This window comes from Mycobacterium sp. E183, assembly GCF_001667735.1.
Lineage (GTDB): Bacteria > Actinomycetota > Actinomycetes > Mycobacteriales > Mycobacteriaceae > Mycobacterium.
In genome coordinates, this window is the sequence record NZ_LZJN01000016.1 from 12616 (window position 1) to 39559 (window position 26944).

30 protein-coding genes and 3 tRNA genes are annotated in these 26944 nt (G+C 68.0%); 19 read left to right on the forward strand and 14 right to left on the reverse strand.

The genetic code is table 11. The annotated features are described in order from the left end of the window. Positions 1-82: 82 nt before the first annotated feature. The 3 genes from A5691_RS01710 to A5691_RS01720 are packed head-to-tail and all read left to right on the forward strand — an operon-like array spanning position 83 to position 2960. Positions 83-1390, forward strand: a complete 1308-nt coding sequence (locus tag A5691_RS01710; RefSeq protein WP_068017466.1) for an acyl-CoA dehydrogenase family protein — start codon at positions 83-85, stop codon at positions 1388-1390. Then, positions 1387-1995 carry a TetR/AcrR family transcriptional regulator gene (locus A5691_RS01715; protein ID WP_067760670.1) on the forward strand — a complete coding sequence of 203 codons (609 nt, stop codon included), beginning with the start codon at positions 1387-1389 and terminating at the stop codon, positions 1993-1995. The genes A5691_RS01710 and A5691_RS01715 overlap by 4 nt, the downstream gene beginning before the upstream one ends. Next, positions 1995-2960 carry an NADPH:quinone oxidoreductase family protein gene (locus A5691_RS01720; protein ID WP_068017468.1) on the forward strand — a complete coding sequence of 322 codons (966 nt, stop codon included), beginning with the start codon at positions 1995-1997 and terminating at the stop codon, positions 2958-2960. Before A5691_RS01715 ends, A5691_RS01720 begins: the two co-directional genes overlap by 1 nt. A gap of 4 nt (positions 2961-2964) precedes the next feature. Here the strand turns inward: A5691_RS01720 and A5691_RS01725 are convergent, their stop codons facing one another. Then, positions 2965-4866, reverse strand: a complete 1902-nt coding sequence (locus A5691_RS01725) for an alkyl/aryl-sulfatase (RefSeq protein ID WP_067760666.1) — start codon at positions 4864-4866, stop codon at positions 2965-2967. Positions 4867-5008: 142 nt separating this feature from the next. On the opposite strand from A5691_RS01725, the gene A5691_RS01730 reads away from it, so the two are divergent. Beyond that, positions 5009-5485, forward strand: a complete 477-nt coding sequence (locus A5691_RS01730) for a lipoprotein LpqH (RefSeq protein WP_068017469.1) — start codon at positions 5009-5011, stop codon at positions 5483-5485. Here the strand turns inward: A5691_RS01730 and A5691_RS01735 are convergent. The 6 genes from A5691_RS01735 to A5691_RS01750 all read right to left on the reverse strand — a co-directional run bounded on the left by A5691_RS01735 (position 5478) and on the right by A5691_RS01750 (position 9878). Then, entirely contained in the window at positions 5478-6974 is a 1497-nt protein-coding gene (locus A5691_RS01735) for a cell wall metabolism sensor histidine kinase WalK (RefSeq protein ID WP_197508447.1), read from the reverse strand. The two genes, A5691_RS01730 and A5691_RS01735, sit on opposite strands and share 8 nt — an antisense overlap. 124 nt (positions 6975-7098) lie before the next feature. Beyond that, positions 7099-7803, reverse strand: a complete 705-nt coding sequence (locus A5691_RS01740; protein WP_067760664.1) for a response regulator transcription factor — start codon at positions 7801-7803, stop codon at positions 7099-7101. Between the two features lie 151 nt (positions 7804-7954). Continuing rightward, positions 7955-8110 carry a DUF6131 family protein gene (locus A5691_RS28235; RefSeq protein WP_197498930.1) on the reverse strand — a complete coding sequence of 52 codons (156 nt, stop codon included), beginning with the start codon at positions 8108-8110 and terminating at the stop codon, positions 7955-7957. Positions 8111-8120: 10 nt separating this feature from the next. Then, on the reverse strand, positions 8121-8369 hold the full coding sequence (locus A5691_RS27040) for a hypothetical protein (RefSeq protein WP_067779589.1): 249 nt from the start codon (positions 8367-8369) through the stop codon (positions 8121-8123). Between the two features lie 103 nt (positions 8370-8472). After that, a complete protein-coding gene (locus A5691_RS01745; RefSeq protein WP_067760661.1) occupies positions 8473-8880 on the reverse strand; it encodes an MmcQ/YjbR family DNA-binding protein in 408 nt (135 codons plus the stop codon). Positions 8881-8939: 59 nt separating this feature from the next. Beyond that, complete coding sequence (locus tag A5691_RS01750) at positions 8940-9878, reverse strand: class I SAM-dependent methyltransferase (protein WP_067760658.1); 939 nt, start codon at positions 9876-9878, stop codon at positions 8940-8942. Between the two features lie 208 nt (positions 9879-10086). Between A5691_RS01750 and A5691_RS01755 the strand changes: the two genes are divergently transcribed. Both A5691_RS01755 and A5691_RS01760 read left to right on the forward strand, forming a co-directional pair. Further along, complete coding sequence (locus A5691_RS01755; protein WP_231972880.1) at positions 10087-11085, forward strand: phosphotransferase family protein; 999 nt, start codon at positions 10087-10089, stop codon at positions 11083-11085. Positions 11086-11104: 19 nt separating this feature from the next. Then, a complete protein-coding gene (locus tag A5691_RS01760) occupies positions 11105-11617 on the forward strand; it encodes a hypothetical protein (RefSeq protein ID WP_068017472.1) in 513 nt (170 codons plus the stop codon). Positions 11618-11630: 13 nt separating this feature from the next. Here A5691_RS01760 and A5691_RS01765 read toward each other — a convergent pair whose 3' ends face one another. The 3 genes from A5691_RS01765 to A5691_RS01775 all read right to left on the reverse strand — a co-directional run bounded on the left by A5691_RS01765 (position 11631) and on the right by A5691_RS01775 (position 12522). After that, positions 11631-12281, reverse strand: coding sequence for a DUF1345 domain-containing protein (locus A5691_RS01765; protein ID WP_067760652.1), 651 nt, complete (start codon positions 12279-12281; stop codon positions 11631-11633). A 46-nt stretch (positions 12282-12327) separates the two neighbouring features. Continuing rightward, a tRNA-Arg gene (locus A5691_RS01770) sits at positions 12328-12400 on the reverse strand. Between the two features lie 30 nt (positions 12401-12430). Then, a tRNA-Ser gene (locus A5691_RS01775) sits at positions 12431-12522 on the reverse strand. 84 nt (positions 12523-12606) lie between these two features. Here A5691_RS01775 and A5691_RS01780 point away from each other — a divergent pair. Together A5691_RS01780 and A5691_RS01785 are read left to right on the forward strand one after the other, a co-directional pair. Further along, complete coding sequence (locus A5691_RS01780) at positions 12607-13674, forward strand: pyridoxal phosphate-dependent aminotransferase (protein ID WP_068017474.1); 1068 nt, start codon at positions 12607-12609, stop codon at positions 13672-13674. Positions 13675-13685: 11 nt separating this feature from the next. Further along, positions 13686-14147 carry a DUF4334 domain-containing protein gene (locus tag A5691_RS01785; protein ID WP_067760648.1) on the forward strand — a complete coding sequence of 154 codons (462 nt, stop codon included), beginning with the start codon at positions 13686-13688 and terminating at the stop codon, positions 14145-14147. An 86-nt stretch (positions 14148-14233) separates the two neighbouring features. Here A5691_RS01785 and A5691_RS01790 read toward each other — a convergent pair whose 3' ends face one another. Then, the gene (locus A5691_RS01790) at positions 14234-14818 is read right to left on the reverse strand and encodes a TIGR03086 family metal-binding protein (protein WP_197505064.1); all 585 of its coding nucleotides are present in this window, start codon (positions 14816-14818) and stop codon (positions 14234-14236) included. 23 nt (positions 14819-14841) lie between these two features. On the opposite strand from A5691_RS01790, the gene A5691_RS01795 reads away from it, so the two are divergent. From A5691_RS01795 to A5691_RS01810, 4 genes are read left to right on the forward strand one after another with little or no spacing between them, the layout of a single operon-like run. Next, on the forward strand, positions 14842-15666 hold the full coding sequence (locus A5691_RS01795) for a crotonase/enoyl-CoA hydratase family protein (protein WP_067760643.1): 825 nt from the start codon (positions 14842-14844) through the stop codon (positions 15664-15666). A 19-nt stretch (positions 15667-15685) separates the two neighbouring features. Beyond that, positions 15686-16924: a lipase LipE gene (lipE, locus tag A5691_RS01800; protein ID WP_068017477.1), complete on the forward strand. Its 1239-nt coding sequence runs from the start codon at positions 15686-15688 to the stop codon at positions 16922-16924. 29 nt (positions 16925-16953) lie between these two features. Further along, positions 16954-17145 carry a hypothetical protein gene (locus tag A5691_RS01805; protein ID WP_055405523.1) on the forward strand — a complete coding sequence of 64 codons (192 nt, stop codon included), beginning with the start codon at positions 16954-16956 and terminating at the stop codon, positions 17143-17145. A gap of 36 nt (positions 17146-17181) precedes the next feature. Next, complete coding sequence (locus tag A5691_RS01810) at positions 17182-18288, forward strand: hypothetical protein (protein ID WP_068017480.1); 1107 nt, start codon at positions 17182-17184, stop codon at positions 18286-18288. A gap of 17 nt (positions 18289-18305) precedes the next feature. Here A5691_RS01810 and A5691_RS01815 read toward each other — a convergent pair. After that, positions 18306-18392 (reverse strand) — tRNA-Ser (locus A5691_RS01815). A gap of 37 nt (positions 18393-18429) precedes the next feature. Here A5691_RS01815 and A5691_RS01820 point away from each other — a divergent pair. Then, positions 18430-19398 (forward strand): NAD(P)H-quinone oxidoreductase, encoded by a 969-nt coding sequence (locus A5691_RS01820; protein WP_068017499.1) that lies wholly within the window; start codon positions 18430-18432, stop codon positions 19396-19398. A 159-nt stretch (positions 19399-19557) separates the two neighbouring features. Here A5691_RS01820 and A5691_RS01825 read toward each other — a convergent pair whose 3' ends face one another. Continuing rightward, positions 19558-20754 carry a cysteine desulfurase-like protein gene (locus A5691_RS01825; RefSeq protein WP_068017483.1) on the reverse strand — a complete coding sequence of 399 codons (1197 nt, stop codon included), beginning with the start codon at positions 20752-20754 and terminating at the stop codon, positions 19558-19560. A gap of 118 nt (positions 20755-20872) precedes the next feature. Between A5691_RS01825 and A5691_RS01830 the strand changes: the two genes are divergently transcribed. From A5691_RS01830 to A5691_RS01850, 5 genes are read left to right on the forward strand one after another with little or no spacing between them, the layout of a single operon-like run. Further along, positions 20873-22849: a DUF6541 family protein gene (locus A5691_RS01830; RefSeq protein WP_068017486.1), complete on the forward strand. Its 1977-nt coding sequence runs from the start codon at positions 20873-20875 to the stop codon at positions 22847-22849. A gap of 21 nt (positions 22850-22870) precedes the next feature. After that, on the forward strand, positions 22871-23377 hold the full coding sequence (locus tag A5691_RS01835) for a bacterial proteasome activator family protein (RefSeq protein WP_067760630.1): 507 nt from the start codon (positions 22871-22873) through the stop codon (positions 23375-23377). A gap of 10 nt (positions 23378-23387) precedes the next feature. Then, a complete protein-coding gene (locus A5691_RS01840) occupies positions 23388-24215 on the forward strand; it encodes an ABC transporter ATP-binding protein (protein WP_067268672.1) in 828 nt (275 codons plus the stop codon). Continuing rightward, positions 24208-25149: a glycosyltransferase gene (locus tag A5691_RS01845; protein ID WP_068017489.1), complete on the forward strand. Its 942-nt coding sequence runs from the start codon at positions 24208-24210 to the stop codon at positions 25147-25149. The genes A5691_RS01840 and A5691_RS01845 overlap by 8 nt, the downstream gene beginning before the upstream one ends. Next, entirely contained in the window at positions 25146-25976 is an 831-nt protein-coding gene (locus tag A5691_RS01850) for an ABC transporter permease (RefSeq protein ID WP_068017492.1), read from the forward strand. The genes A5691_RS01845 and A5691_RS01850 overlap by 4 nt, the downstream gene beginning before the upstream one ends. Before the next feature lie 9 nt (positions 25977-25985). Here the strand turns inward: A5691_RS01850 and A5691_RS01855 are convergent, their stop codons facing one another. Next, a complete protein-coding gene (locus tag A5691_RS01855; RefSeq protein ID WP_067760624.1) occupies positions 25986-26342 on the reverse strand; it encodes a DUF732 domain-containing protein in 357 nt (118 codons plus the stop codon). A gap of 76 nt (positions 26343-26418) precedes the next feature. On the opposite strand from A5691_RS01855, the gene A5691_RS01860 reads away from it, so the two are divergent. Further along, positions 26419-26940, forward strand: a complete 522-nt coding sequence (locus A5691_RS01860) for a 6-carboxytetrahydropterin synthase (protein WP_067760622.1) — start codon at positions 26419-26421, stop codon at positions 26938-26940. Positions 26941-26944: the final 4 nt, after the last annotated feature.

A 26944-nucleotide genomic window follows, 5' to 3' on the forward strand; every position in this document is an offset into this window, starting at 1 on the left:
CGCCGCCGATGAGCGCGGCGATCGCAAGCGCGGCGCCGCCGAGTCCGGCGGGTCGCCGCCGATGAGAGAGTAGGAGATTCGAATGTCTTGGGACTTCTCCACCGAACCGGAGTTTCAGGAGAAAATCGACTGGGTCCGAGAGTTCGTCCGCCACGAGGTGGAACCCCTCGAGGTGCTCTTCCCCGGCTGCGAGTTCCTGCCGCTCAACGACGAGCGCCGCCGCATAGTCGATCCGCTCAAGCAGCAGGTTCGCGACCACGGCCTGTGGGCGCCGCATCTGGGCCCCGAACTGGGCGGGCAGGGATTCGGCGCGGTCAAGCTGACCTTGATCAACGAGATTCTGGGCCGCAGCCCGTGGGCGCCGATCGTGTTCGGCACGCAGGCGCCCGATACCGGCAACGCCGAGATCATCGCCCGCTTCGGAATCCAGGGCCAAAAGGACCGCTACCTCGCCGGGCTGCTGTCCGGGGAGATCTTCTCGTGTTTCTCGATGACCGAGCCGCAGGGCGGCGCGGATCCGCGCGTCTTCCGGACCCGCGCCTTCCGCGACGGCGACGACTGGGTGATCACCGGTCGAAAGTACTTCTCTTCCAACGCCTCCGTCGCCTCCTTCTTCATCGTCGTCGCGATCACCGACCCGGACGTGCCCGTGCACCGCGGCGCCTCGACGTTCCTGGTACCCGCCGACACCGAAGGCCTCACCATCGAGGCCACCCATCACCTGGTCGGCGCGCTACCGCACGAGCCCGGGCACTCGCTGGTCCACTACGACGGCGTGCGGGTGCCGGCGGACGCGATGCTGGGCGAACCCGGCCAGGGCTTCATGATCCTGCAGACCCGGCTGGCCGGCGGGCGGCTGCATCACGCGATGCGCTCGATTGGGGTCGCCCAACGGGCGGTGGAGATGATGGCCCGGCGCGCGAAAAGCCGCTTCACCCAGGGCAGTTCGCTGGCGGACAAGCAATTGGTGCAGGCGTTCATCGCCGACTCCTACACCGAGCTGATGCCCTTCCGGCTGGCGGTGCTGCACGCGGCATGGCTTATCGACACCGCCGGGGAGCACGCGGCCCGCGCCGAAATCGGCGCCTGCAAGATCCTGGCGTCGCAAGTGCTGAAATCGATTGGGCTGCGCGCGATCCAGGTGCACGGTGCACTCGGCACCACCGATCAGCTGCCACTGGTCAACGTGCTGCTCGGCGGGGTGGCACTGGGCCTGGCAGACGGACCGACCGAAGCCCACAAGGTCAACCTGGCCCGGCTGCTACTCAAGGGATACGAGGCCGAGGACGCTGAGTGGCCGAGCGAACTGCTCGACATCCGCCGGGAGGCCGCGCGCACCAAGTACGGCGACCGGATCGATCGGGTTCCGGCGCTGCCCGATAAGCCGTGAGCAGCAGGGTGACGGCGGCCGTCGAGCGGGCGCTCGACGAGCGGCAGCGGGAGGCGACCGAAGAGGTGGAGCGGATCCTGGCCGCGGCCGTCCGCGTCATGGAACGGGTTGCGCCCGAACCGCCGCGGGTGAGTGACATCGTCGCCGAGGCCGGCTCGTCGAACAAGGCGTTCTACCGCTATTTCGCCGGCAAGGACGACCTGATCCTGGCCGTCATGGAGCGCGGGGTCGCCATCGTCGTGTCCTACCTCGAGCACCAGATGGCCAAGGAGCGCGAGCCCCGCGACCAGGTCGCCCGCTGGATCGAGGGCACGCTCGCGCAGGTGGCCGACCCGCAGCTGATCAGCATGAGCCGGGCGGCCGCCGGCCAGATGTCGGCCGGTGCGAACTGGCGCGCGGCGGATCAGGAGATGATGCGGCCGCTGCGGGATCTCCTCGTCGAACCCGTTGCGGCGCTGGGCAGCAAGGATGTCGAGCGCGATGTCGAGGCCGTGTTCAGCTGCACCGTCGCGACGATGCGCCGCTACCTAGGGTCAGGCGACCGGCCGGGTCCGCCCGACATTGCACACCTGGTGGAGTTCTGCCTACGCGGTCTGGGGGTTTGATGCGCGCCGTTGTCTGTCGTTCCTACGGCACTCCGGAAGATCTGGTACTCGAGGACGTGGACGAGCCGGTGCCAGGCCCCGGGCAGCTGCTGGTGCGGGTGCACGCCGCGGCGGTCAACTTCCCCGACGTGCTGTTCATCGCCGGCAAGTATCAGGTCAAGATTCCGCCGCCGTTCATCCCGGGCAATGAGGTCGCCGGCGAGGTGATCGCCGCCGGTGCGGGCGCCCGTTTCGAGCCTGGACAGCGGGTGTCCGGCACCACTTTTGGGGCGTTCGCCGAACAGGCGCTGCTGGACGCGAACCAGGCCGCGCTGATCCCCGAGGACGTCGACTTCGGGTCGGCCGCCGCCTTCGGGGTGACATACCGCACCGCCTATCACGCGCTGCGCTCGACCGCCGCGGTGACGGAAGGGGATTGGGTCGTCGTGCTGGGCGCCGCGGGCGGCGTCGGGCTGGCCGCGGTGGACCTGGCCGTCGCCATGAAGGCACGGGTGCTGGCCGCCGCATCGAGCCCCGAGAAACTCGAGCTGTGCCGGCGTCGCGGCGCCGAGGCGACCGTCGACTACGACCGGGAGGACCTCAAGTCGCGCATCCGCGAGTTGACCGGCGACAGCGCCCGGGCGGTGCTCGACCCCGTCGGCGGGCCGTACGCGGAGCCGGCGCTGCGCGGGCTGGTGCGTGGCGGCACCTTCGTCACCCTGGGCTACGCCGCGGGGACGATCCCGGCGATCCCGCTGAACCTCGTTCTGCTCAAGGACATCTGCGTCCGCGGCATGGAGATCCGCACCTTCGCGACCGACCACCCCGAGGAGTCCGCCCGGGACTTGCGCGAACTGTCGGAGATGTTCGCCGCCGGCACGATCCGGCCGTACATCGGAGCACGGTTCCCGCTGGCCGAAACGGCGGCGGCGTTGCGGCATGTGGCCGACCGGAAGGTGTTGGGCAAGGTCGTCATCGACATCTGACTTGTCACGGCGTGACGATGTCGAAGCTCGGGTCGGGCTGATCGAGCACACCGAGCAGGGCCTGGAGCGCTGCCTGGTTGCCGGATATCTGCAACCCGGGCGAGGAGAAATCACCCATCGCCGCGGACAGCAGCCGAAACTTGCTGTCCAGTTGAACCGTGACCGATGCCGTCGCCGGATCGGCCGCCACTTTGCGGTAGACCAGCACGCCGTTGCGCAGGGTGAGCCGGTAGTTGGTGGCAAGATCGGCGAAGGCGAGATCGATGGCGAGGTCGAGATCCCAGCTGCGCGGGCCGTCGACCCGGATCGCGAGGCTGTCGAAGATCTGCTCGGGCGTCAACTGGGAGAGCATGGTGGGCGAGGCGACCTGCGCCGCGGTGCCGAAGTTACCGCCCCGCAATTCCGTTGCGCCACTGAGGAAGAAGTTGCGCCACGTCGCGTTCTCGGCCCCATAGGCCAGCTGCTCGAGGGTGTCGGCGTAAAGCGTGCGGGCGCCCTCGTGCGCGCTGTCGGTGAAGATCGCATGATCCAGTAGCGTTGCCGCCCAACGGAAGTCGCCGGAGTCAAAGGCTGACTGGGCCAGGCCGACAACCCGGTCGATCCCACCGATCGCCTCGACGTAGCGCGGCGCGAGCGCCTCCGGGGGATGCGGCCACAACCGCGCCGGGTTGCCGTCGAACCAGCCCATGTAGCGCTGATAGACGGCCTTCACGTTGTGGCTGACCGACCCGTAATAGCCGTGGGTGTGCCACGCACGCTCGAGCGCCGGCGGCATCCGGAACATCTCGGCGATCTCGATCCCGGTGTAGCCCTGGTTGAGCAGCCGCAGCGTCTGGTCGTGCAGATAGGCGTACATGTCGCGCTGCAGCGACAGGAACTCGACGATGCTGTCCCTGCCCCAGGTCGGCCAGTGATGGGAGGCGAACACCACGTCGGCGCGGTCGGCGAAGGTGTCGATCGCCTCGGTGAGATAGCCGGACCAGGCGTGCGGATCGCGCACCAGTGCTCCCCGCAGGGTCAACAGGTTGTGCAGGTTGTGGGTGGCGTTCTCCGCCATGCACAGCGCGCGGAACCGCGGGAAGTAGAAATGCATTTCGGCCGGCGCCTCGGTGCCGGGCGCCATCTGAAACTCGATCTCCACCCCGTCGATGGTGTGCGTCTCACCGGTCTCGCGAATGTCGATGGTCGGCACGATGATCGCCACCTCGCCGGTCGACGGGGCCTGACCCAGCCCGCAGCCCACCTGGTCGCGCGGGCCGCGGGGCAGCATGCTGCCGTACATGTACGTCGCCCGCCGCGTCATGGCCGGGCCGGCGTACACGTTCTCCTGCACCGCATGTTCGACAAAACCGTCCGGCGCCAACACGGCCACGGCGCCGTCGTCCACGTCCGCCTGCGAGGTGACGCCCAGCACGCCGCCGAAGTGGTCGACATGGCTGTGGGTGTAGATCACCGCGACGACGGGCCGGTCGCCCCCGCGGTGGGTGCGATACAGCGCCAGCGCGGCCGCGGCGACCTCGGTGGACACCAGCGGGTCGATGACGATGATCCCGGTGTCGGTCTCGACCAACGTGACATTCGAGATGTCGAGGCCACGGACCTGATAGATCCCCGGAACCACTTCGTAGAGTCCCTGTTTGGCGGCCAGCGTCGACTGCCGCCAGAGACTGGGATGCACCGATGTCGGCGCCGCACCGCCGAGGAACGAGTAGGCGTCGTTGTCCCACACCACGCGGCCGTCGGCCGCCTTGATGACGCACGGGGACAGGGCGGCGATGAATCCGCGGTCGGCGTTGTGAAAGTCGGTGTCGTCATCGAATGGCAGGGCGTGTGCGCGATGCGCCGCCTCGATGACTGCGGTGGGGGGTTTACGCTGCACGCCAATACATTGCCATTGGCGCGCCATTCCGTACTAGAGGTTCTTGTCAAGTGACTAACGAACACAGAAACAATTACCCGGAACTCTAGATCTTCGGTCCAGTTAACCCTCATACTGCCCACACGGCCCTCAATGCCGAGGGTCGCAACTTTCGGGCAAAGGAGAACACGTGAAGCGTGGACTGATGGTCGCGGTGGCCGGAGCAGCAATTCTGGCCGCCGGCATTTCCGGCTGTTCCAGCAATAAGTCGAGTTCAGGCGGTTCTGCCACCAGCTCCGCGGTGAACACCTCGGCGGGCGCTGCCAGCGGAACCAAGGTCCTCATCGACGGCAAGGACCAGAACGTGAGCGGCTCGGTGGTGTGCACGACCGCCGGCGGCAACGTCAACATCGCCATCGGTGGTGCCGCGACCGGAATCGCCGCCGTGCTCACTGACGCCAACCCGCCCCAGGTGAAGTCGGTTGGACTGGGCAACGTCAACGGTGTGACGCTCGGCTACACCTCCGGGACCGGCCAGGGTAACGCCTCGGCCGAGAAGAACGGCAACAGCTACAAGATCACCGGCACGGCCACCGGCGTCGACATGGCCAACCCGATGCAGCCGGTGAACAAGCCGTTCGAAATCGACGTCAACTGCTCTAGCTAATCGAGGATGCGGGCGGTTGCCACCCGTTGAGTGGCAACCGCACCGTGAACTCGGTATGGCCGGGTGAGCTGTCCACGGTGATAGTCCCGTTGTGCGCCTTGACCACCGCGGACACGATCGCCAGGCCCAGCCCGGTGCTTCCGCCCTTGCGGGACCGCGAGGTGTCGCCGCGGGCGAAGCGCTCGAACACTTCGGATTGAAGCGCCGCCGGGATCCCGGGGCCGTTGTCGATGACCCGCAGCACGGTGTGCGCCGGCTCGGTGCTCAACCGCGTTGTCACGACGGTGCCCGCGCCGGTGTGCAGGCGGGCGTTGGCGAGCAGGTTCGCCAGCACCTGGTGCAGGCGGGCCGCATCGCCGGTGATGATCACGGGTTCCTCGGGCAGGTCGAGTTCCCACTGATGGTCCGGTCCGGCGACATGCGCGTCGTTGACGGCGTCGACCGCCACCCGCGACAGATCGACCGGTTCGCGTTCCAGCGGCCTGCCGGAGTCCAGCCGGGCCAGCAGCAGCAGGTCCTCGACCAGTCGCGTCATCCGTTCCGTCTCGGAGGCCACCCGGCTCATCGCGTGCGCCACCGCCTCCCGGTCGTCGCCCATCCGCTGGGTGAGTTCGGTGTAGCCGCGGATCGCGGCGAGCGGCGTGCGCAGTTCGTGGCTGGCATCGGCGACGAACTGGCGGACACGGGTCTCGCTGGCCTGCCGGGCCGACAAGGCGGCCGCAATGTGATCGAGCATCCGGTTGAGGGCTGACCCCAGCTGGCCCACCTCGGTGTACGGGTTCGCGTCGGATTCACGCACGCGGAGCGGCAGCTCGACCTCACCGCGATCCAGCGGCAGGTCGGCCACCCGGCTAGCGGTCTGCGCGACCCGGCGCAACGGCGCCAGCGCCCGCCGGATGATGATGACCCCGGCGATCGTCGCGGCGGCCAGCGCGACCGCGGTGACGATCGCGAAAATGATCAGCATCCGGATCAAAGTGGCGTCGACGTTGGCCATCGAGAGGCCGGTCACGATGGTGTCACCCCCGTTGCGGCTCGGGGCGGCGACCACCCGATACCGGCCGAGCCCGTCCAGGTTCAGGGTGACCGGAGCGCGGCTGCCCGCGATCTGCTCCAGCTGAGACTGGGCGGCCGGGCTCAGCGCGGCCCGGGTGCCGCTGCTGGTGAGGTAGCCGGCGTCGACGGTTTTGCCGTGGTTGACCACCGCGGCCACCATGCCCGCCGGCTGACCGGGGGCGTCCAGAAACCGCGGGCCAGGACCCGGCCGCGGGTAGTAAGAGTGTTCGTGCCGCGGGCGGTTCGGCTCGGGGTACATCAGCGCCGAGCGGAAAGACGTGCCGGCGAGTTGTCCGTCGAGCTGCTTCACCAGGTGGTGATTGAGCGCCAGCTCGGTCACCGCAGTGATGCCGACGCACACGATGGCCAACACGACGATCTGCCCGACCAGCAGCCGCAGCCGCAGGGACCAGGCCCGCCGTGAACTGGCCAACGGTCGCGACCCGCTGCTGAACAACCGTCGCGACCCGCTTCGCCCGGCTTCGCCGCGCTCGCGATCGCTCCCAGCCAACGGTCGCGACCCGCTTCGCCCGGCTTCGCCGCGCTCGCGATCGCTCCTAGCGCGCGGGCTTGAGGACATAACCCGCGCCACGCAGCGTGTGGATCATGGGCTCGCGACCGCTGTCGATCTTCTTGCGCAGATACGAGATGTACAGCTCGACGATGTTGGACCGGCCGCCGAAGTCATAACTCCACACCCGGTCGAGGATCTGGGCCTTGCTGAGCACCCGCTTGGAGTTGCGCATCATGAACCGCAGCAACTCGAACTCGGTGGAGGTCAACGAGATCGGCTCGCCGCCGCGGGTGACCTCGTGGCTGTCCTCGTCGAGGACCAGATCGCCGACCACCAGTTGCGCGCCGCTGTCCAGCGTCGTCACCCCGGTGCGCCGCAGCAGCGCCCGCAGGCGCAGCACCACTTCTTCGATGCTGAACGGTTTGGTGACATAGTCGTCGCCGCCGGCGGTCAACCCCGCGATCCGGTCCTCCACGGCGTCCTTGGCCGTCAACAGCAACACCGGCAGCTGGGGGTTTTCCTCGCGCAGCTTGTGTAGGACGTCGAGCCCGCTCATGTCGGGAAGCATCACATCGAGCACGACCACGTCCGGGCGCTGGGCACGGGCGGCGGCGATAGCCGATGCCCCGTCGCCGGCCGTCGCGATGTTCCAGCCCTCGTAGCGCAACGCCATCGAGACCATCTCGGCCAGCACCGACTCGTCGTCCACGACCAACACATTGATCGGATTGCCATCGGCACGACACATAACGACCCGCTCGACGGAGGCTCGCGGCTGAGTCACAGGTTCCAGTATGCGCACCGCGCTGAGCCGCCGCTATGGCCTAGCTTTGTGTGCCCTGTGAACGGGATCGCGCGACTGCCGAGCAGTCGCGCGATCCCGTTTCCCGGCGAAGTGGCTAATACCAGTAGCGCCGGCCGGCGACCGGGCGGCCAATCGAGCCCATGATCCACAACACTGCGCCGATGACGAGCACGACGACGCCGATCTCCCACAGCAATGGGATGCTGAATACAAAGCCGAGAATAAGCAGGATTACGCCGAGGACAATCATGACGACTCCTTTAGGTAAGGGGCACTAGGACAGCAGGCATTGAACTGGGCTGCGGAACATGGCAGTCCTTGACTTTCGGGTTGACGCCCCCGTAATTCAAAGGCCCCGCGATGACGGTCAACGCGATGTTTCCCGCCGTGACACAACTGGTTGAGTCACCCTTGAAGTAATCGCGTTGCCATGCCGCAAAAACCCCGATGAGCAGCCATACCAGGGCAATCGTGCCGATGATTCCGCTGCCACGCATGGTGACCTCCAATGTGGTCGAGAAAAATTTCTCGTGGACGATAGTTACCCATTCGACTTGTGTCTAAACATTCCGCGTGGGCGAATTCGGCGGTGCGCCAGCGGAGCCCGCCGCACTAACGCCCGGCGAGCCATGCCGAGGCCCGCCTCTTCGACGCGCGGGAAAGCCACGCATCCTGGATCAGCTCGGCCAGTTCCGTCTTGCCAATTTCCGGCAATCGGGCAGCCCGCACCAGCACCGACGGATGCCCGTCGAAATGGTCGGTGGTGAAGAACGGGGAATCGGGATCCTGGGTCAGCGCCAGCTTGTCGCTCTCCGACTCCACCCAGAGCATGATCACGTCGGCATAGCGCTCACCGGTGTCCGGATCGGTGGCGTCGGGCTGCGGCGTCCGGAAGAACACGAATGACTTGCCGCCGACCTGATAGATGGCGTTGCCCTTCGGCCCCTCCAGGCGCTGGACGTGCGGCATCGATCCGGCGATCTCGTGCACGTCGCCCACTCGTGCGGGTCGGTCAACCACACCGGCGAGCGTAGCGGCCTTGCGGGCGTGAGCGATTCAGCGGTCGAGCGCCCTGACGATCAGCGCCGCTGCGCGGAAACGTAGAGCGTGGGCGGCATCGTGGCCTCTGCGTCGTGCGGAATGCTCCGGTTATAGCGGGCCATCAACTCGGCGAACGTCGCGGTGCTGACCTCCCAGCCGTGCTCGCGCAGCCACCCATCGACCGGGGTGCGCTCTTCGGCGTACCAGAGGTCGTCGAAGTCGGTGATCTCGGAGTCCACCAGTTTGGCGGCCGCGGCCCGCATCCGCTGCATGTCCTCGCGCTGACGCCGGACGACCTCGGGTTCGGTGAAACCGGCAGCCGGGACGTTGGAGGCCAGCCAGCTTCCGGCCGCACTCAACGCATGAATGCGCTCGAACAACAGGTCCTGGGCCTGCGCCGGCAGGTAGCGCACGAGGCCCTCGGCCGACCACGCGGCCGGCCTCGACGGGTCAAAGCCCGCTTCCTGCAGCGCCTTCGGCCAGTCCTGCCGCAGATCGATCGCCACGTTCACCAGCCGCGCCTTCGGCTCGGCCCCGTGCTCGCGCAGGGTGTTGGACTTGAATTCCAGGACCTTGGGCTGGTCCAGCTCGTAGACGACGGTGCCGTCGGGCCAGGGCAACCGCCAGGTGCGGGCATCCAGGCCGGCGGCCAAAATCACCACCTGCCGCACACCGGAGTTGGCCGCGCCCAGGAAGAACTCGTCGAAAAACGCTGTCCGCGTGGCCATGAAGTCGATCATCAGCTGGATGCGCGAGCGCACCTCCGGCTCGAGTTCAACGGCCTTTGCCAATAGCTTGGGATCGGCGTAGATGCTCCACATTCCCTCGCCCGCGGCGTCCACGAACACGCGCGCGAACGGGTCGTCGATGAGCGGGTCTGCGCTCTCGGTCTCGGCGGCCCGCGCCGCGGCGACGCCCAGCGCGGTGGCTCCCACGCTTTGGGTGATGTCCCAGGAATCGTTGTCGGTACGCGGCATCGCCAGTTCCCTTCCAAGGGGGAGTCAGTTAGTTGCGCACACTATTGTTCCAGCCCGCGCCGCCCGAAGCCGCTTGCAAACGGTCACCTAGGCTTTTTCCCAGACGCCCCACAGGGTCGCAGAGGAGCGCTGGCATGACGGAAGTGTTCGCCCCGATCGGTAAGGGCCGCGCGTGGATGGCGTGAGCCTGGACGCCGTAGCGGCGTGGATGTCCGAACAGGGACTCGGCGAGGGCCCGTTGGAGGACGTCTCCCCCGTCACCGGCGGCACGCAGAACGTCATGCTGCGGTTCACCCGGGCCGGGCGCCCTTACGTGCTGCGGCGCGGGCCGCGCCACCTGCGTCCGCGCAGCAACAGCGTGATCCTGCGGGAGACGAAAGTGCTTGCCGCGCTGGCCGGTTCCGATGTCCCGCACCCGCACCTGATCGCCGCCTGCGAGGACACCGGCGTGCTGGGTGATGCCGTCTTCTACCTGATGGACCCGGTCGACGGCTTCAACGCCGGCGAAGGACTGCCACCCCTGCATGCGGGCGATCCGGCCGTACGCCACGGCATGGGCCTCTCGATGGCCGATGCGCTGGCCCGGTTGGGCGCCGTCGATCACGTCGCGGTGGGCCTGGCCGATTTCGGCAAGCCAGAGGGCTTCCTCGAACGGCAGGTGCCGCGCTGGCTTTCCGAGCTGGACTCCTACAGCGAGTACGACGGCTATCCGGGGCCCGACATCCCCGGGATCGACGACGTTGCCGGCTGGCTGGAACGCCACCGGCCGACCACCTGGACGCCGGGCATCATGCACGGCGACTACCACGCCGCCAACGTGATGTTCTCCAACACCGGGCCGGACGTGGTGGCGATCGTCGACTGGGAGATGTGCACGATCGGCGACCCGCTGCTGGACCTGGGCTGGCTGCTGGCCACGTGGCGCCAGCCCGATGGGTCCAGCGTGTTCAGCCACGCCCTGGGCGGCCAGGGCGGGTTGGCCAGCACCGGCGAGCTGTTCGAGCGCTACGCGGCCAACACCACCCGCGACCTGTCGCATATCACCTGGTACACCGTGCTGGCCTGCTTCAAGCTGGGCATCGTCATCGAGGGGACGCTCGCGCGGGCCTGCGCGGGCAAGGCCGAAAAAGAGGTCGGCGACCAGTTGCACGCCGCCACGGTCCACCTGTTCGAGCGCGCGCTGGGCCTCATCGAGGGTGAGCGCTAATCCACTAACATCACCCTTCGTGCCGCCCTATCCCGAGGAACCCGACTACTACTCCGAGCCCACCCAGGCCGCGCGGTATGGCGGGTATTACGACGAGCCGGCGCCCGAGCCCGAGCCGCCGACGCCGTGGTATCGCCGTCCGGCGGCGCTGGTAGCGGCGGGCGCGATCGGGGTGATCATGCTGGCCCTGGTGGCGTTCGCAGTGGTCAAGCTGGTCGGCGGTTCGCCCGCGCACAGCCCCGCGACGACGACCACGACCACGACGACCACCATTCCGTCCACCACCGTGCCCACCACGACGACAGAGCCGCCCCGGCACCACGGCGGTGGCGGAGGTGGCGGCGGTGGCGCGCCGACCGAGACCGTCACCGAGACGGCGCCGCCACCGAGCACCGACACCCCCACGCCCACGACGACGGAGCCGCCGAGCACGGTCACGGTGTCGCCGAGCACCGAGACCAGCACCGTCACGCAGACCGTGACCGTACCGCCGCGCCGCGGCCCCTTCGGGGGTCCGTTCGGCGGGCGCTAGCGGCGAGCCCTCGTCATAGTTTGGCGCTCAACCCGGCGACCAGGTTGATGGTGACCGCCAGGATTACCGCGCCGAAGAGGTACGACAGCAGCGCATGGCGCAAGACGGTTACCCGCACCCGAGAGGCGTTGATCTCGGTGTCGGAAACCTGAAAGGTCATGCCGACCGTGAACGCGACGTAGGCGAAGTCGAGGTAGCGCGGCGGGTGTGCGTCGTGAAAATCGATGCCGCCCACCTCGTCTGAGTAGTAGAGGCGCGCGTAATGCGCGGTGAAGAGCGTGTGCACGGCGAACCACGACGCCGCCACGGCCAGCACGCCGACGCCGGCCGCCGCGAGGGACTCGCCGCCCGAATGCGTGCCCGCGGCGACGACGTATCCGACCCCTCCGAGACTTCCCAGGCTCGCGGAGACGACGACCACGTCTGCCAGCAACCGCGTCGCATCCTCGCGGGTGGCATGCCGAGCCGTGCGTTCGGCATCCATCGGGGCGATGATCAGCCAGCTCCACGCGACGTAAACCGCTGCGGCGACCACCCAGCCGAGGAGGGCGAATCTCCACCCGACGGCCTCACCGATGGCGACGGCGACCGCCGTTCCGGCGAGCACCGCGATTAGGAGCCGCACCGCGACGGTGTCACGGACAAGGCGCACGTAGGACGTCACACCGTCGACTTAAGCAGATGAGGCAGCCGAACCGATGTTTCAAGAGCGCGCCCGAAGGGATTCGAACCCCTAACCTTCTGATCCGTAGTCAGATGCTCTATCCGTTGAGCTACGGGCGCCAGTCTTCAATTATCTTGCGTCGTGTTCCTTGGCGGAGGCGAGAGGATTTGAACCTCCGGTCCCCTTTGAGGGGGACAACTCATTAGCAGTGAGCCCCATTCGGCCGCTCTGGCACGCCTCCCTTGGACTGTTTGAGGGTACCCGACCCCTTCCCGGTCTCGCGGAACCGGCCATAGCGTACACATTTGCGACATAAACTGTCGAAGTGACTGCTCGCTTGCGTCCCGAACTGGCCGGACTGCCAGTCTATGTGCCCGGCAAGAACGTGCCCGGCTCCATCAAACTGGCCAGCAACGAGACCGTGCACGGCCCGCTGCCCAGCGTGCACGCGGCGATCGAGCGCGCGGTCGCCGTCGTCAACCGCTACCCGGACAACGCCTCTGTGGACCTCAAGGCCGCGTTGGCCATGCACCTGGGATCCGACGTCGCGCCCGAGCACATTGCGGTCGGCAGCGGTTCGGTCACCCTGTGCCAGCAGCTGGTGCAAATCACCGCCGCCGCCGGCGACGAGGTGATGATGGGCTGGCGCAGCTTCGAGTGCTACCTGCCGATCGTTCAGGTGTCCGGTGCGACGGCGGTCAAGGTGCCGCTGACCGACCACACCCACGACCTCGACGCGATGCTCGCCGCGACCACCGACCGCACCCGGCTGATCTTCGTGTGCAACCCGAACAATCCGACATCGACGGTCGTCGACCCCGGCGACCTGGCCCGCTTCGTCGAGGCTGTGCCCCCGCACATCCTGATCGCCATCGACGAGGCCTACGTCGAATACATCCGCGACGGCATGCTGCCCAATAGCTTGGAGCTGGCCCTGTCCCGCAGCAATGTCGTTGTGCTGCGGACGTTTTCGAAGGCCTACGGGCTGGCGGGCCTGCGCGTCGGGTACGCGGTCGGCCACCCCGACCTGATCACCGCGCTGGACAAGGTCGTCATGCCGTTCGCCGTGACCAACGTCGGACAGGCGGCCGCGATCGCCTCGCTGGAGGCAGCCGGCGAACTCGCGGCCCGCACCGACGCGCTGGTCGCCGAGCGCACCCGCGTCAGCGCGGCGCTGCGCGACGCCGGGTTCACGCTGCCGACGTCGCAGGCCAACTTCGTCTGGCTGCCGCTGGGCGCCCGGACCGCGGACTTCACCCAGCAGGCCGCCGACGCGCGCCTGGTGGTGCGGCCGTTCGCGGGCGAGGGGGTGCGCGTCACCATCGGCGCGGTGGAGGAGAATGACGTCCTGTTGCACTTCGCCTGCGAGTGGATTTCCCGCATCGAACCGTAAGGAGTGGTCCATTGGACTTGGCGCGCAAACTGTTCACCGAGTTCAAGGAGCGCGGCGGCGAGATTCCCGACACCGAGCTCGACGACTTCTGGGCCGGCCTCGAGCCGGCGACGATCGACGGGATGCTGGGCGAGTGGAAGGGCGGCGAGTTCCGCACCGGTCACCGGATGAACGGCCAGCTGGAGAAGGCCGGCTGGTTCGGCAAGACGTTCAAGTCGGCCCGCGACGTTCAGCCGCTCGTCTGCCTCGACGCCGACGGCAACAAGTTCTCGAACGTGGAGATGGGCAAAGGCGAGGCCAGCCTGTGGCTCGAAGAGTTCCGCGGTGAGGTCACCGCGACCATGGTTTACGACGGCCAGCCCGTGCACGACCACTTCAAGAAGATCGACGACGACGCCGTGATGGGCATCATGAACGGCAAGGGCGTCCGCGACAACGGTCGGTATTACTACTTCTACCTCGAACGGGTCTAACGGCTCGGCCTTCGAGTTTGCGGCTGGCCGCACATTCATCGACCAAGGTGCGGCTGGCCGCACATTTAGGGCCCACAAGCCAGGAGTCAACGGGCCGGGTTGCGGCCGGTGAACGCGACTAACTGCTCGAGCGCGCCCGCATCCTCGGGCACGTCGACCGGGTCGTCGAACCCGGCGCCGCCGCGGAACTCCGGCTTGATGACCTCGCGCGCCAGCCCCAAGACATACTCGGACAAAGGCTCGGGCGCGTTGATCTCGTGTCCCACGGCGACGGCGTAATCCCAGGCGTGGACCAGGAATTCGATCGACAAGACGGCACACGCGTTCTTGGCGGGCATCTCGCCCTTGCCGAACGGGACCGTCCCGTCCAGGCCGTGACGGTGCCAGGCGTCCAGCGTCGGCCGGGCCGCGGTGACCACCTGCCCTTCCACGGAATCGCTTTCGTCGCGGTCGGGAATCTCCGCGTCGACCATGCCGCCCAGCGCCGTGATCGAGCCCAGCAGATGACCGGTCAGCCGCGCGACGTCGAACTCCGCGCACGGCGTCTGGCGGCTCAGGTCGTCGGCCGCGATCGTGTGCAACACCCGCTGCAGCACCCCCAACGTGTCCTCGGCGCTGTGCAGTTCGTCGGTGGGCGGGGAATCGGGGCCGGGCCGCAAATCAGGAGCCATATTTGCCACGCTACGGTCTCGATATGGCGCAAGCATACGAATCCGTCACGGTGGAGACGAAAGACAACGTCGCGCAGGTGACGCTGATCGGGCCGGGCAAGGGCAACGCGATGGGCCCGGCGTTCTGGTCCGAGATGCCGGAGCTGTTCGCGGCGCTCGACGCCGACCCCGAGGTACGCGCGATCGTGCTGACCGGTTCGGGCAAGAACTTCAGCTACGGCCTGGACGTGCCCGCGATGGGCGGCTCGTTCACCCCGCTGCTGTCCGGGGACGCGCTGGCCGGCCCGCGAGCGGTCTTCCATCGCGAGGTCAAGCGGATGCAGGGCGCGATCACCGCGGTCGCGGATTGCCGCACCCCGACCATCGCCTCGGTGCACGGCTGGTGCATCGGCGGTGGGGTCGACCTGATCTCCGCGGTCGACATCCGCTACGCGAGCGCCGACGCCAAGTTCTCGGTGCGCGAGGTCAAGCTGGCCATCGTCGCCGACGTCGGCAGCCTGGCCCGCCTCCCCTACATCCTGAGCGACGGGCATCTGCGCGAACTCGCGCTGACCGGTAAGGACATCGACGCAGCCCGGGCCGAGAAGATCGGCCTGGTCAACGACGTGTACGACGACCCCGAGGCGACCCTGGCCGCGGCGCACGCCACCGCCGCGGAAATCGCGGCCAACCCGCCGCTGACCGTCCACGGCGTCAAGGACGTTCTCGATCAGCAGCGCGTCGCCGCGGTCTCGGAGAGCCTGCGCTACGTCGCCGCCTGGAACGCCGCCTTCCTGCCCTCGAAGGACCTGACCGAGGGCATCGCGGCGACATTCGAGAAGCGGCCGCCGCAGTTCACCGGCGAGTGAGGCACGTACCCTCGCTGAGGTGACGACACCTGACGGCAAGATCCGCCTCCCGGCTGACTTGGACGCCGTGACGGCGATCGGTGAGGAAGACCACTCCGAAATCGACAGCGTCGCCGTCGACCGCATCTGGGCGGCCGCCCGGCACTGGTACCAGGGCGGCCTTCACCCCGCCATCCAGCTGTGCATCCGCCGGCACGGACGCGTCGTGCTCAACCGCGCGATCGGCCACGGCTGGGGCAATGCCCCGAGCGACCCGCCCGACGCCGAAAAGATCCCCGTGACACCCGACACGCCGTTCTGCGTGTACTCGGCGGCCAAGGGGATGGCGGCGACCGTGATCCACATGCTCGTGGAGCGCGGTGTCTTCTCCCTCGACGACCGGATGTGCGACTACATCCCCACGTTCACCAGTCACGGCAAGGACCGCATCACCATCCGGCACGTCATGACGCACAGCGCGGGGCTGCCGTTCCCCACCGGCGCCAAACCCGACGTCAAACGGGCCGACGACCACGAGTACGCGCAGCAGAAGCTGGGCGAGCTGCGCCCGCTGTACCGGCCGGGCCTGGTGCACATCTATCACGCGCTGACCTGGGGCCCGCTGGTGCGCGAGCTCGTTTTTGCGGCCACCGGCAAGGAGATTCGCGAGATCCTCGCCACCGAGATTCTCGACCCGCTCGGTTTTCGCTGGACCAACTTCGGCGTCTCCCAGGAAGACCTGCCGTTGGTCGCGCCGAGTCACGCGACCGGGCGTCCGTTGCCGCCGGTGGTCGCCCAGATCTTCCGCAAGGCGATCGGCGGAACCGTGCACGAGATGATTCCGATCACGAACACGCCGTTGTTCCTCACCACCATCATCCCGTCGTCCAACACCGTCTCGACCGCGCACGAGATGTCGCGGTTCGCCGAAATCTGGCGTCGCGGAGGCAATCTCGACGGGGTCCGGGTGATCAGCCCCGAGACGATGTACGGCGCCATCAAGCAATGCCGGCGGCTGCGACCGGATTTCGCGGTGGGGCTGCAGCCCGCCCGGTGGGGCACCGGCTTCATCCTCGGGACCGACCGTTGGGGACCGTTCGGCCGCAACGCCCCCAACGCATTCGGCAATCTCGGGCTGGTCAACATCGCGATCTGGGCCGACCCGGCGCGGGGTCTCGCGGCCGGCGTCGTCAGCAGCGGCAAACCCGGACGTGACCCGGAAGCGAAGCGCTACACCGCCTTGCTGGACACGATCACCGCCGAAATCCCCACCGATTGAGGGCGCCCCCGGGTGGGAACACTGCCCGAATGGCTACCTACCGAGTGCTCAACCCCAAGGGCGACGTCGTCGCGACCAAGGACATCGAAAGCGCCGACAAAGCGCACGCCTGGTTCGCCGACGAGGCAGTCGAGGGCAACGAACTCGGCTGGCGCATGGAGGTCGAGGCCGACGGCGAGTGGCGCTTCTTCGACGACAGCGAAGGCGATCGCAGCTACTAGTGTTTGCCGCCCGATCGGCGGGGCACCCGGCAAGGCATGGACTCTGACCGCTTCCGCAAGTTGCTCGACGCCTCAGGGCCGTTCGCATCGGTCTACTTCGACGACTCGCATGACACCCACGACGCCGAGGCTCAGCTCGAGCTCAAGTGGCGGGCGTTGAAGGAGGACCTCGAAACGCGGGGCGCCGCCGAGGAGGTGGTCGACGAGATCGGGCGCGCGGTGATGGACCTGCGGCCGCCGATCGGGCGCAGCGGCCGCGCCGTTGTGGCCGGCGCCGACGGCGTGCTGCTGAACGAACACCTGCTGCGGCCACCGTCGCAGCAGATCGTGCGGGTCTCCGAATTGCCTTACGTCATGCCGATTGTCGAGCACGGCTTCCATCAACCCGACTATCTGTTGGTGGAGGTCGACCACACGGGCGCCGACATCACCCGCAAGGTCGGCGGCGCGCTACGCTCCGAGACCGTCGACGGTGGCGGGTTCCCCGTCCACCACGCGAGCGGGGCGGAAACCGCCGGTTACGGGGATCCTCAGCTGCGCACCGACGAGGCCGCCCGCAAGAACATGCGCGCGGTGGCCGACCGGATCGGGGAACTCGTCGACGCGGCGAACCTCGACCTCGTCCTGATCGTCGGCGAGGTCAGCTCGCGGTCGGACCTGCTCGCCGAACTGCCCGAGCGGATCAGCCGGCACGCCGAGCAGTTGCAGGTCGGCGCGCGCCACAGCGGCCATGACGCCGACGAGTTGCAGCGGGCCATCGAATCCGCGTGCCTGCGGCGGCATCTGGACGTGATCGACGCTGCCGCCGAGCGTTTCACCGCCGAGGTGGGCCGGCAGTCCGGGCTGGCCGCCGAGGGGCTGGACGCGGTCTGCTCGGCCCTGCGCCAGGGCGCGGTCGACACGTTGATCGTCGGTGACATCGGTGACGCCACCGTCGTCGCCGACGCGGACCTGACGACAGTGGCCCCCAACGAAAACGTGCTGTCCGAACAGGGTGCGGCCCCGGCGAAGACGCTGCGCGCCGACGAGGCCCTGCCGGTGTTCGCGATCTCCGTCGGCGCGGCGCTGGTGCGCACCGACGAGCGGATCGCCCCGGCCAACGGTGTCGGTGCCCTGCTTCGCTACGCGCCGACGCTGCATTAGCCCACGACTGACATGCGCGGTGGCGGAGGGATTTGAACCCCCGGACGGTGTTAGCCGTCTCTCGCTTTCAAGGCGAGTGCATTAGGCCGCTCTGCCACGCCACCGCAGATAAGGGTAGCGGGACTCGGTAGCGTGGCCACCATGCGCGCAATCGTCGCCGAATCCCCCGATGAGCTCTCCTGGCAAGAGGTGCCCGACGTGTCCGCCGGGCCCGGCGAGGTGCTGATCAAGGTCGCCGCGGCCGGCGTGAACCGGGCGGACGTGCTGCAGGCGGCGGGCAAGTATCCGCCCCCGCCGGGGGCCAGCGAAATCATCGGCATGGAGGTGTCCGGCGTCGTCGCCGAAGCGGGCGAGGGCGTCACTGATTGGTCTGCGAGACAAGAGGTTTGCGCGCTGCTGGCCGGCGGCGGATACGCCGAGTACGTCGCCGTGCCCGCCGGTCAGGTGATGCCGATTCCCTCTCGTGTCGACCTCATCGACGCCGCGGGGCTGCCGGAGGTGGCCTGCACGGTGTGGTCGAACCTGGTGCTGACGGCCCATTTGGGCAAGGGCCAGCTGCTGCTGATGCACGGCGGCGCCAGCGGCATCGGGACCCACGCGATCCAGGTCGCTCGCGCGCTGGGCGCGCGGGTGGCCGTCACGGCCGGTTCGGCGGAGAAGCTCGAATTCTGCCGCGAGCTGGGCGCCGAGATCACGATCAACTACCGCGACGAGGACTTCGTCGAGCGGCTCCGGGAAAGCGGCGGCGCCGACGTGATTTTCGACATCATGGGCGCCGCCTACCTGGACCGCAACATCGACGCCCTGGCCACCGACGGGCAGCTGGTCATCATCGGCATGCAGGGTGGCATCAAGGGCGAGCTCAATATCGGCAAGCTGTTGATGAAGCGTGCCCGGGTCATCGGCACCACGCTGCGCGCCCGGCCGGTCACCGGACCCAACAGCAAGACGGAGATCGTGCAGGCGGTGATCGGGTCGGTGTGGCCGATGATCGCCGAGGGCCGCGTCCGCCCGATCATCGGCGCCCGCCTGCCCATCCAGCAGGCCGGGGAGGCACATCAACAGCTGACCGCGAGCAAGGTGACCGGGAAGGTCGTGCTCACGGTCTAGCCGGCGGTCGCGGTACCCAGCCCGGCCCGTCGAGCGTGCGTTGAGGGCTTCGAGTGTGCTGTGAGGGCGCCGTTTCCGCGGAATTCGCGCCATGAGCGCACACGGAAAGCCGTAGCCGCACTCGCGAGCCCGGCAGGAAAACCCGGGAGGGAAGCGAGGCTAGCCGAGGGACGCCAGGGCGCGCACCAGCTGGTCGACCTCGGCCGTCGTCGAGTAGTGCGCCAGCCCGATGGTGACGGCGCCGCCGATGTCGTTGACGCCCAACACGTCGAGCGCGCGGGAGTTCTCGCACGTGACGGCCAGAATCCCGTTGTCCGCCAGCCGCTGCACCACCCGCTCGGCGGGCACGCCGTTCAGGGCGAAGCTGACCACCGGTATCCGCACCTCCGGACGGCCGATCACCATGACCAGCGGCAGCGAGCGCAGCGCCACCATGAGGTAATCGAAGATCCGGTTCATGTACAAGCCGGCCGATTGCATCGACACCGACAGACGCTCGCGCCGGCTGCCGCGGGCGGACTCGTCGAGCGCCGCCAGATACTCGATGCTGGCGACCACCCCGGCCAGCAGACCGAACTGGTGCGCGCCGATCTCGAGCCGCGCCGCGCCAGTGGCCTTCGGATCGGTGGAGATGGAGCCGAACGAACTCAGCAGCGCCGGGTCACGGAACACCACCGCGCCGATCGGCGGGCCGCCCCACGCCAGGGCGTTCACCGCGACCACGTCGGCGTCGGTCTCCTTCAAGTCGAGCAACCGGTACGGCGCAGCGGCGGAATGATCGACCACCACCAGCCCGCCGACGTCGTGGACCAACTTGGTCATCGCCCGCAGGTCGGTGACGGTGCCCAGCGCGGCGGACGCGGAGGCGACGGCCACCAGCCTGGTCGACTTCCCGATCAGGCCCTCCCACTGCCAGGTCGGCAGCTCGCCGGTCTCGATGTCGATCTCGGCCCACTTCACCTTGGCGCCATAGCGGTGCGCCGCGCGCAGCCACGGGGCGATGTTCGCTTCGTCGTCCAGGCGGCTGACGATCACCTCGTAGCCCAGTCCGGCCCGAGACGACGACGCCTCGGCCAGCGCCGAGAGCAAGATCGCCCGGTCGGCCCCCAGCACGACGCCGGCCGGGTCCACGTTGAACAGGTCGGCGACCGCCGCCCGCGCGGCCTCGAGGATGGCGGCGCTGCGCTGCGCCGACGGATGCGCGCCCACGGTGGTGGCACTGGATCGCCGGAAGGCGGTGGAAACGGTGGTCGCGACGGAATCGGGGATGAGCATCCCGGTCGGCGCGTCAAAGTGCACCCACCCGTCACCCAGCGACGGATGCAGTCCGCGCACCCGGGCGACGTCGTAAGCCATGCCAGCCACCTTAGAGCTTGCGCATTTCCGCGAAACTGTGACCGTAGCGGGTGCTGCAGACGTTCCGGCCAACCGGTGGCTTCCCGAGGCAGGGCACCCGGCCAGCCATACTAGTCGAGTGGGCCTCTGGTTCGGAACGCTGATCGCATTGTTCTTGCTGATAGCCCCCGGATCGATCATCGCGCGAATCAGTCAGCTGAGTTGGCCCATCGCGGTCGCGGTCGGCCCGGCGCTGACCTACGGCGCGGTCGCGCTGGCGATCATTCCGTTCGGCGCCGTCGGAATCCCCTGGAACGGCTGGACCGCGCTGGCGACGCTGATTGCCGTGTGCCTGGTGATGGTTGTCCTGCAGCTGCTGCTCGGCCGGTACCGCGACACCGAGGCCGAGGCCCGCGGGATCGGCCGCTGGCCGGCGCTGATGGTGGCGGCCGGGGTGCTGCTCGGGGCGCTGCTGATCATGTGGGCGGCCTATCGCGGCCTGGCCGCCCACTGGCAGACCATCCCGAGCACCTGGGACGCCGTGTGGCATGCCAACGAGATCCGGTTCATCCTCGACACCGGGCAGGCGTCGTCGACGCACATGGGCGAGCTGCGCAACGTCGAGACGCATCAGACGCTGTACTACCCGTCGGTGTTTCACGCCCTGTCCGCGGTGTTCTGTCAGCTCACCGGAGCGGCCCCGACCACGGGCTACACGCTGAGCTCCGTGGCGGCCTCGGTGTGGCTGTTTCCGACCAGCGCGGCGATGCTGACCTGGCGGCTGCTGCGCCCCCATTGGGGCGAATGGCGCACCGCCGGCGTGGCCGCCACCGCCGCCGCGCTGTCGGTGTCGTTCACCGCCCTGCCCTACGTCGAGTTCGGCGTCGCCGCGATGCCCAACCTGGCCGCCTACGGTGTCGCCGTCCCGACGTTCGTGCTGATCGCCTCCACGCTGCGCCATCGCGATCGCATCCCGCTGGCGGTGCTGGCGTTCGTCGGGCTGATGTCCGTCCACCTGACCGGCGGGTTCATCGTCGTCCTGTTCCTGGTCGCCTGGTGGCTGATGGATGTGTTGTGGCGTCCGGTGCGGGGACGGATTCCCGACGTGGCGACGCTCGCCGCCGTGACCGTGGCCACCGGGCTGATTCTGCTGCCGCAGTTCATCAGCGTCCGTCAACAGGAAGACATCATCGCCGGGCACTCGTTTCTGACCAAGCTCAGCAAGAAGCGCGGGGTGTGGGACGCCGTCTTCCAGCATTCGCGTCACCTCAACGACTTCCCGTACCAGTACGGGCTCATGGCGCTGGCGATCGCCGGCGGGATCATCTTCGCCTACAAGAGGATTTGGTGGCCGCTGGCGCTCTGGGCGTTGCTGGTGGTCGTCGACGTCGACGCGGGGACGCCGCTCGGCGGCCCGGTCGGGGCGATAGCCGGCGCGTTCGGGGAGTTCTTCTACAAGGACCCGCGCAGGATCTCGGCCGCAATCACCCTGCTGCTCATGCCGATGGCGGGGCTCGCCCTATTCCTGGTGGTGACGGTGGTGGTTGCCGCGGCCAAGCGGGTCGCCGACCGCCGATTCAAACCCTTGCCCGCGCCGGCCTGGACCGCGGCCACGGCGGTCCTGCTGCTGGTGACAACCGTGTTCACCGCGCGGCACTACTTCTATCGGCACCTGGTCTTGTTCGGCGACAAGTACGACTCCGTGATGATCGACCAACGCGACCTGATGGCCATGGCGTACCTGGCCACGCTGCCCGGGGCGCACACCACCGTGATCGGCAACGCCAACACCGACGGCACGGCGTGGATGTACGCCGTCGCCGACCTGCACCCGCTGTGGACCCATTACGACTACCCGCAGCAGATGGGCCCCGGCCCCAACCGGTACATCTTCTGGGCCGGCGCCCGCAAGGGCGATGCCGATCCGCGGGTGGTCGAGGCGATCAAAGCGCTCAATATTCGGTACGTCTACACCAGCACGCCGACGGTCCGGGGCTTCGCCGTACCCGACGGACTAGTCTCACTGGATAAATCGAAGTCGTGGGCGCTGATCTACGACAACGGTGGAGCCCGAATCTACGAATGGCGCGGAATCGGCGCGGCGCCGCACTCTTAGTCCGCAAAGGATGGTGAAGGATTGAGTACCCGCAACGACGACGACGGCATCGAGATCATCGGCGGCGTCGACCCGCGGATCACGGCGGTGGCGGAGGACGACTCCGACGAGCGCTCCCTGACCGATCTGGTTGAGCAGCCCGCCAAGGTGATGCGCATCGGGACGATGATCAAGCAACTGCTCGAGGAGGTGCGCGCCGCACCGCTCGACGAGGCCAGCCGCAACCGGCTGCGCGAGATCCACGCGACCAGCATCCGCGAACTGGAAGAAGGCCTGGCGCCCGAACTGCGCGAGGAGCTCGACCGCCTCACCCTGCCGTTCAACGAGGACACGGCGCCCTCGGACGCCGAATTGCGGATCGCCCAGGCCCAGTTGGTCGGCTGGCTGGAAGGGTTGTTCCACGGCATCCAGACCGCGCTGTTCGCCCAGCAGATGGCCGCCCGCGCGCAGCTGGAGAACATGCGCCAGGGCGCGCTGCCCCCCGGCGTCGGCAAGCCGGGCGGCTCCGGACACGGCCAATACCTCTAAGCGAAGCACGGTGGCGGGTCCTCACATCGAGACGCACAACGCGTGGGTGGAATTCCCCATTTTCGACGCGAAGTCGCGCTCCCTGAAGAAAGCCTTCCTGGGCAAGGCGGGCGGCACCATCGGCCGCAACAGTTCCAACGTGGTCGTCGTCGAGGCGCTGCGCGACATCACCATGTCGCTGGAGTTGGGCGACCGTGTCGGCCTGGTCGGCCATAACGGCGCGGGCAAATCGACTCTGCTGCGACTGCTTTCGGGCATCTATGAACCCACCCGCGGCTGGGCGAAGGTCACCGGCCGGGTCGCGCCCATCTTCGATCTGGGCGTCGGCATGGATCCCGAGATCTCCGGCTACGAGAACATCATCATCCGCGGGCTGTTCCTGGGGCAGACCCGCAAGCAGATGATGGCCAAGGTGGACGAGATCGCCGAGTTCACCGAGCTCGGTGATTACCTGTCTATGCCGCTGCGCACGTACTCCACCGGGATGCGGGTGCGGCTGGCCATGGGCGTGGTCACCAGCATCGACCCCGAAATCCTGTTGCTCGACGAGGGTTTGGGCGCGGTCGACGCCGACTTCATGAAGAAGGCGCAATCCAGGTTGCAGAGTTTGGTGGAGCGGTCCGGAATCCTGGTGTTCGCCAGCCATTCCAACGAATTCCTCGCCCGGCTGTGCAAGACGGCGATGTGGATCGACCACGGCGTTATCCGCATGTCCGGCGGCATCGAAGACGTGGTGCGCGCCTACGAGGGCGAGGACGCGGCCCGGCACGTGCGCGAGGTGCTCGCCGAGACGGCCGCGGACAATCCGCTGGCACAAAGAGCGTCCGGGGATGAGTGACTCCATCTTCGCCGTCGTCGTCACCCACCGGCGTCCCGACGAACTGGCCAAATCGCTGGGCACCCTGAGCAGCCAGACCCGGGTACCCGACCACCTCATCGTCGTCGACAACGACGGGGGCGGTGACGGCCGGGTCCGCGACCTGGTGGCCGGCCAGCCGATCCCGACCACCTACCTGCCCTCGCGCCGAAACCTGGGCGGCGCAGGCGGTTTCGCGTTGGGCATGTTGCATGCGTTGGCGCAGGGCGCCGACTGGGTGTGGCTGGCCGACGACGACGGGCGGCCGCAGGACGCGCGCGTGCTGGCCACCTTGCTGGCGTGCGCCGAAAAGCACGCCCTGGCCGAGGTGTCGCCGATGGTGTGCAACATGGACGACCCGGAGCGGCTGGCGTTTCCGTTGCGCCGCGGGCTGGTATGGCGCAGGCGGACAAGCGAATTGCGCACCGAGGCCGGACAGGACCTGCTGCCCGGAATCGCGTCTCTGTTCAACGGTGCGTTGTTCCGGGCGGCCACGCTCGAGGCGATCGGCGTTCCCGACCTGCGTCTGTTCATCCGCGGCGACGAAGTCGAGATGCATCGCCGGCTGGTGCGGTCGGGCCTGCCGTTCGGCACCTGCCTGGACGCGATCTACCTCCACCCCTGCGGCTCGGCGGAATTCCGGCCGATCCTGGGCGGACGCATGCACACCCAATACCCCGACGACCCCACCAAGCGGTTCTACACCTACCGCAACCGCGGCTACCTTCTGTCGCAGCCCGGCCTGCGCAAGCTGCAGCTCCAGGAGTGGGTTCGGTTCGGCTGGTACTTCGTGGTGACCCGCCGCGATCCCAAGGGCCTCGCTGAGTGGATTCGCTTGCGGCGCTTGGGCCGTCGCGAGCAGTTCGGCAAACCTCGAAGCGGGTCGCCACCGTCGGAACCTGGAGGATCGCGATGACGTTTCTGGACGCCGCCGCCCAGTCGCGGACCTTCACCCGCGCCCGCGCCGACCTGGTCGCCGGCTTCCGCCGGCACGAGCTGTGGCTGCACCTGGGCTGGCAGGACATCAAGCAGCGCTACCGCCGCTCGGTGCTGGGCCCGTTCTGGATCACCATCGCGACCGGCACCACCGCCGTCGCGATGGGCGGCCTGTACTCCAAGCTGTTTCACCTCGAGCTCGCCGTGCACCTGCCGTACGTCACGCTCGGCCTGATCGTCTGGAACCTGATCAACGCGGCCATCCTGGAGGGTGCCGACGTCTTCGTGGCCAACGAGGGACTGATCAAGCAACTCCCCACCCCGCTGTCCGTGCACGTCTACCGGCTGGTGTGGCGGCAGATGATCCTGTTCGCGCACAACATCGTCATCTACGCCGTCATCGCGGTCATCTACCCCAAGCCGTGGTCGTGGGCGGATCTGTCGGTCATCCCGGCGCTCGGGCTGATCGTGCTCAATTGCATTTGGGTGTCACTGTGTTTCGGCATCCTGGCCACCCGCTATCGCGACATCGGTCCGCTGCTGTTCTCGGTGGTGCAGTTGCTGTTCTTCATGACGCCGATCATCTGGAACGACGACACGTTGCGGCAGGAGGGCGCTGGGCGCTGGTCGCGCATCGTCGAACTCAACCCGCTGCTGCACTATCTCGACATCGTGCGGGCCCCGTTGCTGGGCGCCCACCAGGAGCTGCGGCACTGGGCCGTGGTGGCGGCGCTGACCGCCGTCGGCTGGGTGCTGGCGGCGTTCGCGATGCGGCAGTACCGCGCCCGCGTCCCGTACTGGGTCTAGCCGCTCAGCTCACATAAGCGGGGGCAGCGGATTCAGCCAGTCCAACGAACCGTCCGTCTGCCCCTTGTACTGCGGGCAGTAGGCGGACACCGAGAGCCCGACGAAGAATCCGGCTTGGCGCGCCGAAAGACTGGTGTCCTTCATCACCTTCATCGCCACGACGCTCGTCTTCTGGTTCCTGTCGAGCCCCGCGCAGACCGAGCGCGCCATGGTGATCGGGTCGTTCACGACGATCCCGTTGTCTGCCAGGGCGCCCAGGAAGGCGTCGTCGGACGGGTCGGCGGCCGCCGGGGCCGCGGAAAGCAGCGCGGCGGCGGCCAGCATGGCCGCGGCGATTGTCGACCTCGTTCCCGGACCGACGTTCATATCACCACGATAGGCCGCCGTTGGCTCCAAGAATCCATGGAGAATCCCGCAAGGCCGGCGCCGGACGCTGACCACCATGCGTAACACCGTTTTCGCCGATGGGGCCCGCGTGGCCACGATCCACCGTGCCGACGCCCCGCTGGGTCGCACGGCCAGGTTCCACCTGCGCAGGTTGTTCGACAACCTGCCCTGCTGCCACCGCTCGTGGGCCAACCAAGGCAAGCGTTTCTTCCTGCACGGCTATGAACGGGCCTTCGACATCGAATTCGCCTGTGCCGAAACCGAAGCCGGGACCGACGCGGTGATCGACGAAGTCACACTGGACGAGGTCAAGACGGCGCTGCGGGACCAGTTCGACCACACCACGCTGATCGCCGTCGACGACCCGCAACGCGACCTGTTCGAGCTGCTGGCCGACCGGGGCGTCATCGACCTGCGGATCATGGACGACACCGCAATGGCGGGCACGGCCGCATGGACGTTCGAGACGGTGGAAAGCATCGTCGCGCGGGCGACCGGTGGCCGCGTCTGGGTGTCCCGGATCAAGGCCCGGGAGAGCCGCAACAACGTCGTTACCCTCACCGCGGGTCCCGTTTAGACGA

Bases quoted from the DNA above. Each gene is read 5' to 3' on its own strand.
- A5691_RS01710 (WP_068017466.1), top strand. From the start codon at position 83: ATGTCTTGGGACTTCTCCACCGAACCGGAGTTTCAGGAGAAAATCGAC.
- A5691_RS01720 (WP_068017468.1), top strand. From the start codon at position 1,995: ATGCGCGCCGTTGTCTGTCGTTCCTACGGCACTCCGGAAGATCTGGTA.
- A5691_RS01725 (WP_067760666.1), bottom strand. From the start codon at position 4,866: ATGGCGCGCCAATGGCAATGTATTGGCGTGCAGCGTAAACCCCCCACC.
- A5691_RS01740 (WP_067760664.1), bottom strand. From the start codon at position 7,803: ATGTGTCGTGCCGATGGCAATCCGATCAATGTGTTGGTCGTGGACGAC.
- A5691_RS28235 (WP_197498930.1), bottom strand. From the start codon at position 8,110: ATGATTGTCCTCGGCGTAATCCTGCTTATTCTCGGCTTTGTATTCAGC.
- A5691_RS01750 (WP_067760658.1), bottom strand. From the start codon at position 9,878: ATGCCGCGTACCGACAACGATTCCTGGGACATCACCCAAAGCGTGGGA.
- A5691_RS01755 (WP_231972880.1), top strand. From the start codon at position 10,087: ATGTCCGAACAGGGACTCGGCGAGGGCCCGTTGGAGGACGTCTCCCCC.
- A5691_RS01790 (WP_197505064.1), bottom strand. From the start codon at position 14,818: ATGGCTCCTGATTTGCGGCCCGGCCCCGATTCCCCGCCCACCGACGAA.
- A5691_RS01795 (WP_067760643.1), top strand. From the start codon at position 14,842: ATGGCGCAAGCATACGAATCCGTCACGGTGGAGACGAAAGACAACGTC.
- A5691_RS01805 (WP_055405523.1), top strand. From the start codon at position 16,954: ATGGCTACCTACCGAGTGCTCAACCCCAAGGGCGACGTCGTCGCGACC.
- A5691_RS01810 (WP_068017480.1), top strand. From the start codon at position 17,182: ATGGACTCTGACCGCTTCCGCAAGTTGCTCGACGCCTCAGGGCCGTTC.
- A5691_RS01820 (WP_068017499.1), top strand. From the start codon at position 18,430: ATGCGCGCAATCGTCGCCGAATCCCCCGATGAGCTCTCCTGGCAAGAG.
- A5691_RS01825 (WP_068017483.1), bottom strand. From the start codon at position 20,754: ATGGCTTACGACGTCGCCCGGGTGCGCGGACTGCATCCGTCGCTGGGT.
- A5691_RS01845 (WP_068017489.1), top strand. From the start codon at position 24,208: ATGAGTGACTCCATCTTCGCCGTCGTCGTCACCCACCGGCGTCCCGAC.
- A5691_RS01850 (WP_068017492.1), top strand. From the start codon at position 25,146: ATGACGTTTCTGGACGCCGCCGCCCAGTCGCGGACCTTCACCCGCGCC.
- A5691_RS01855 (WP_067760624.1), bottom strand. From the start codon at position 26,342: ATGAACGTCGGTCCGGGAACGAGGTCGACAATCGCCGCGGCCATGCTG.
- A5691_RS01860 (WP_067760622.1), top strand. From the start codon at position 26,419: ATGCGTAACACCGTTTTCGCCGATGGGGCCCGCGTGGCCACGATCCAC.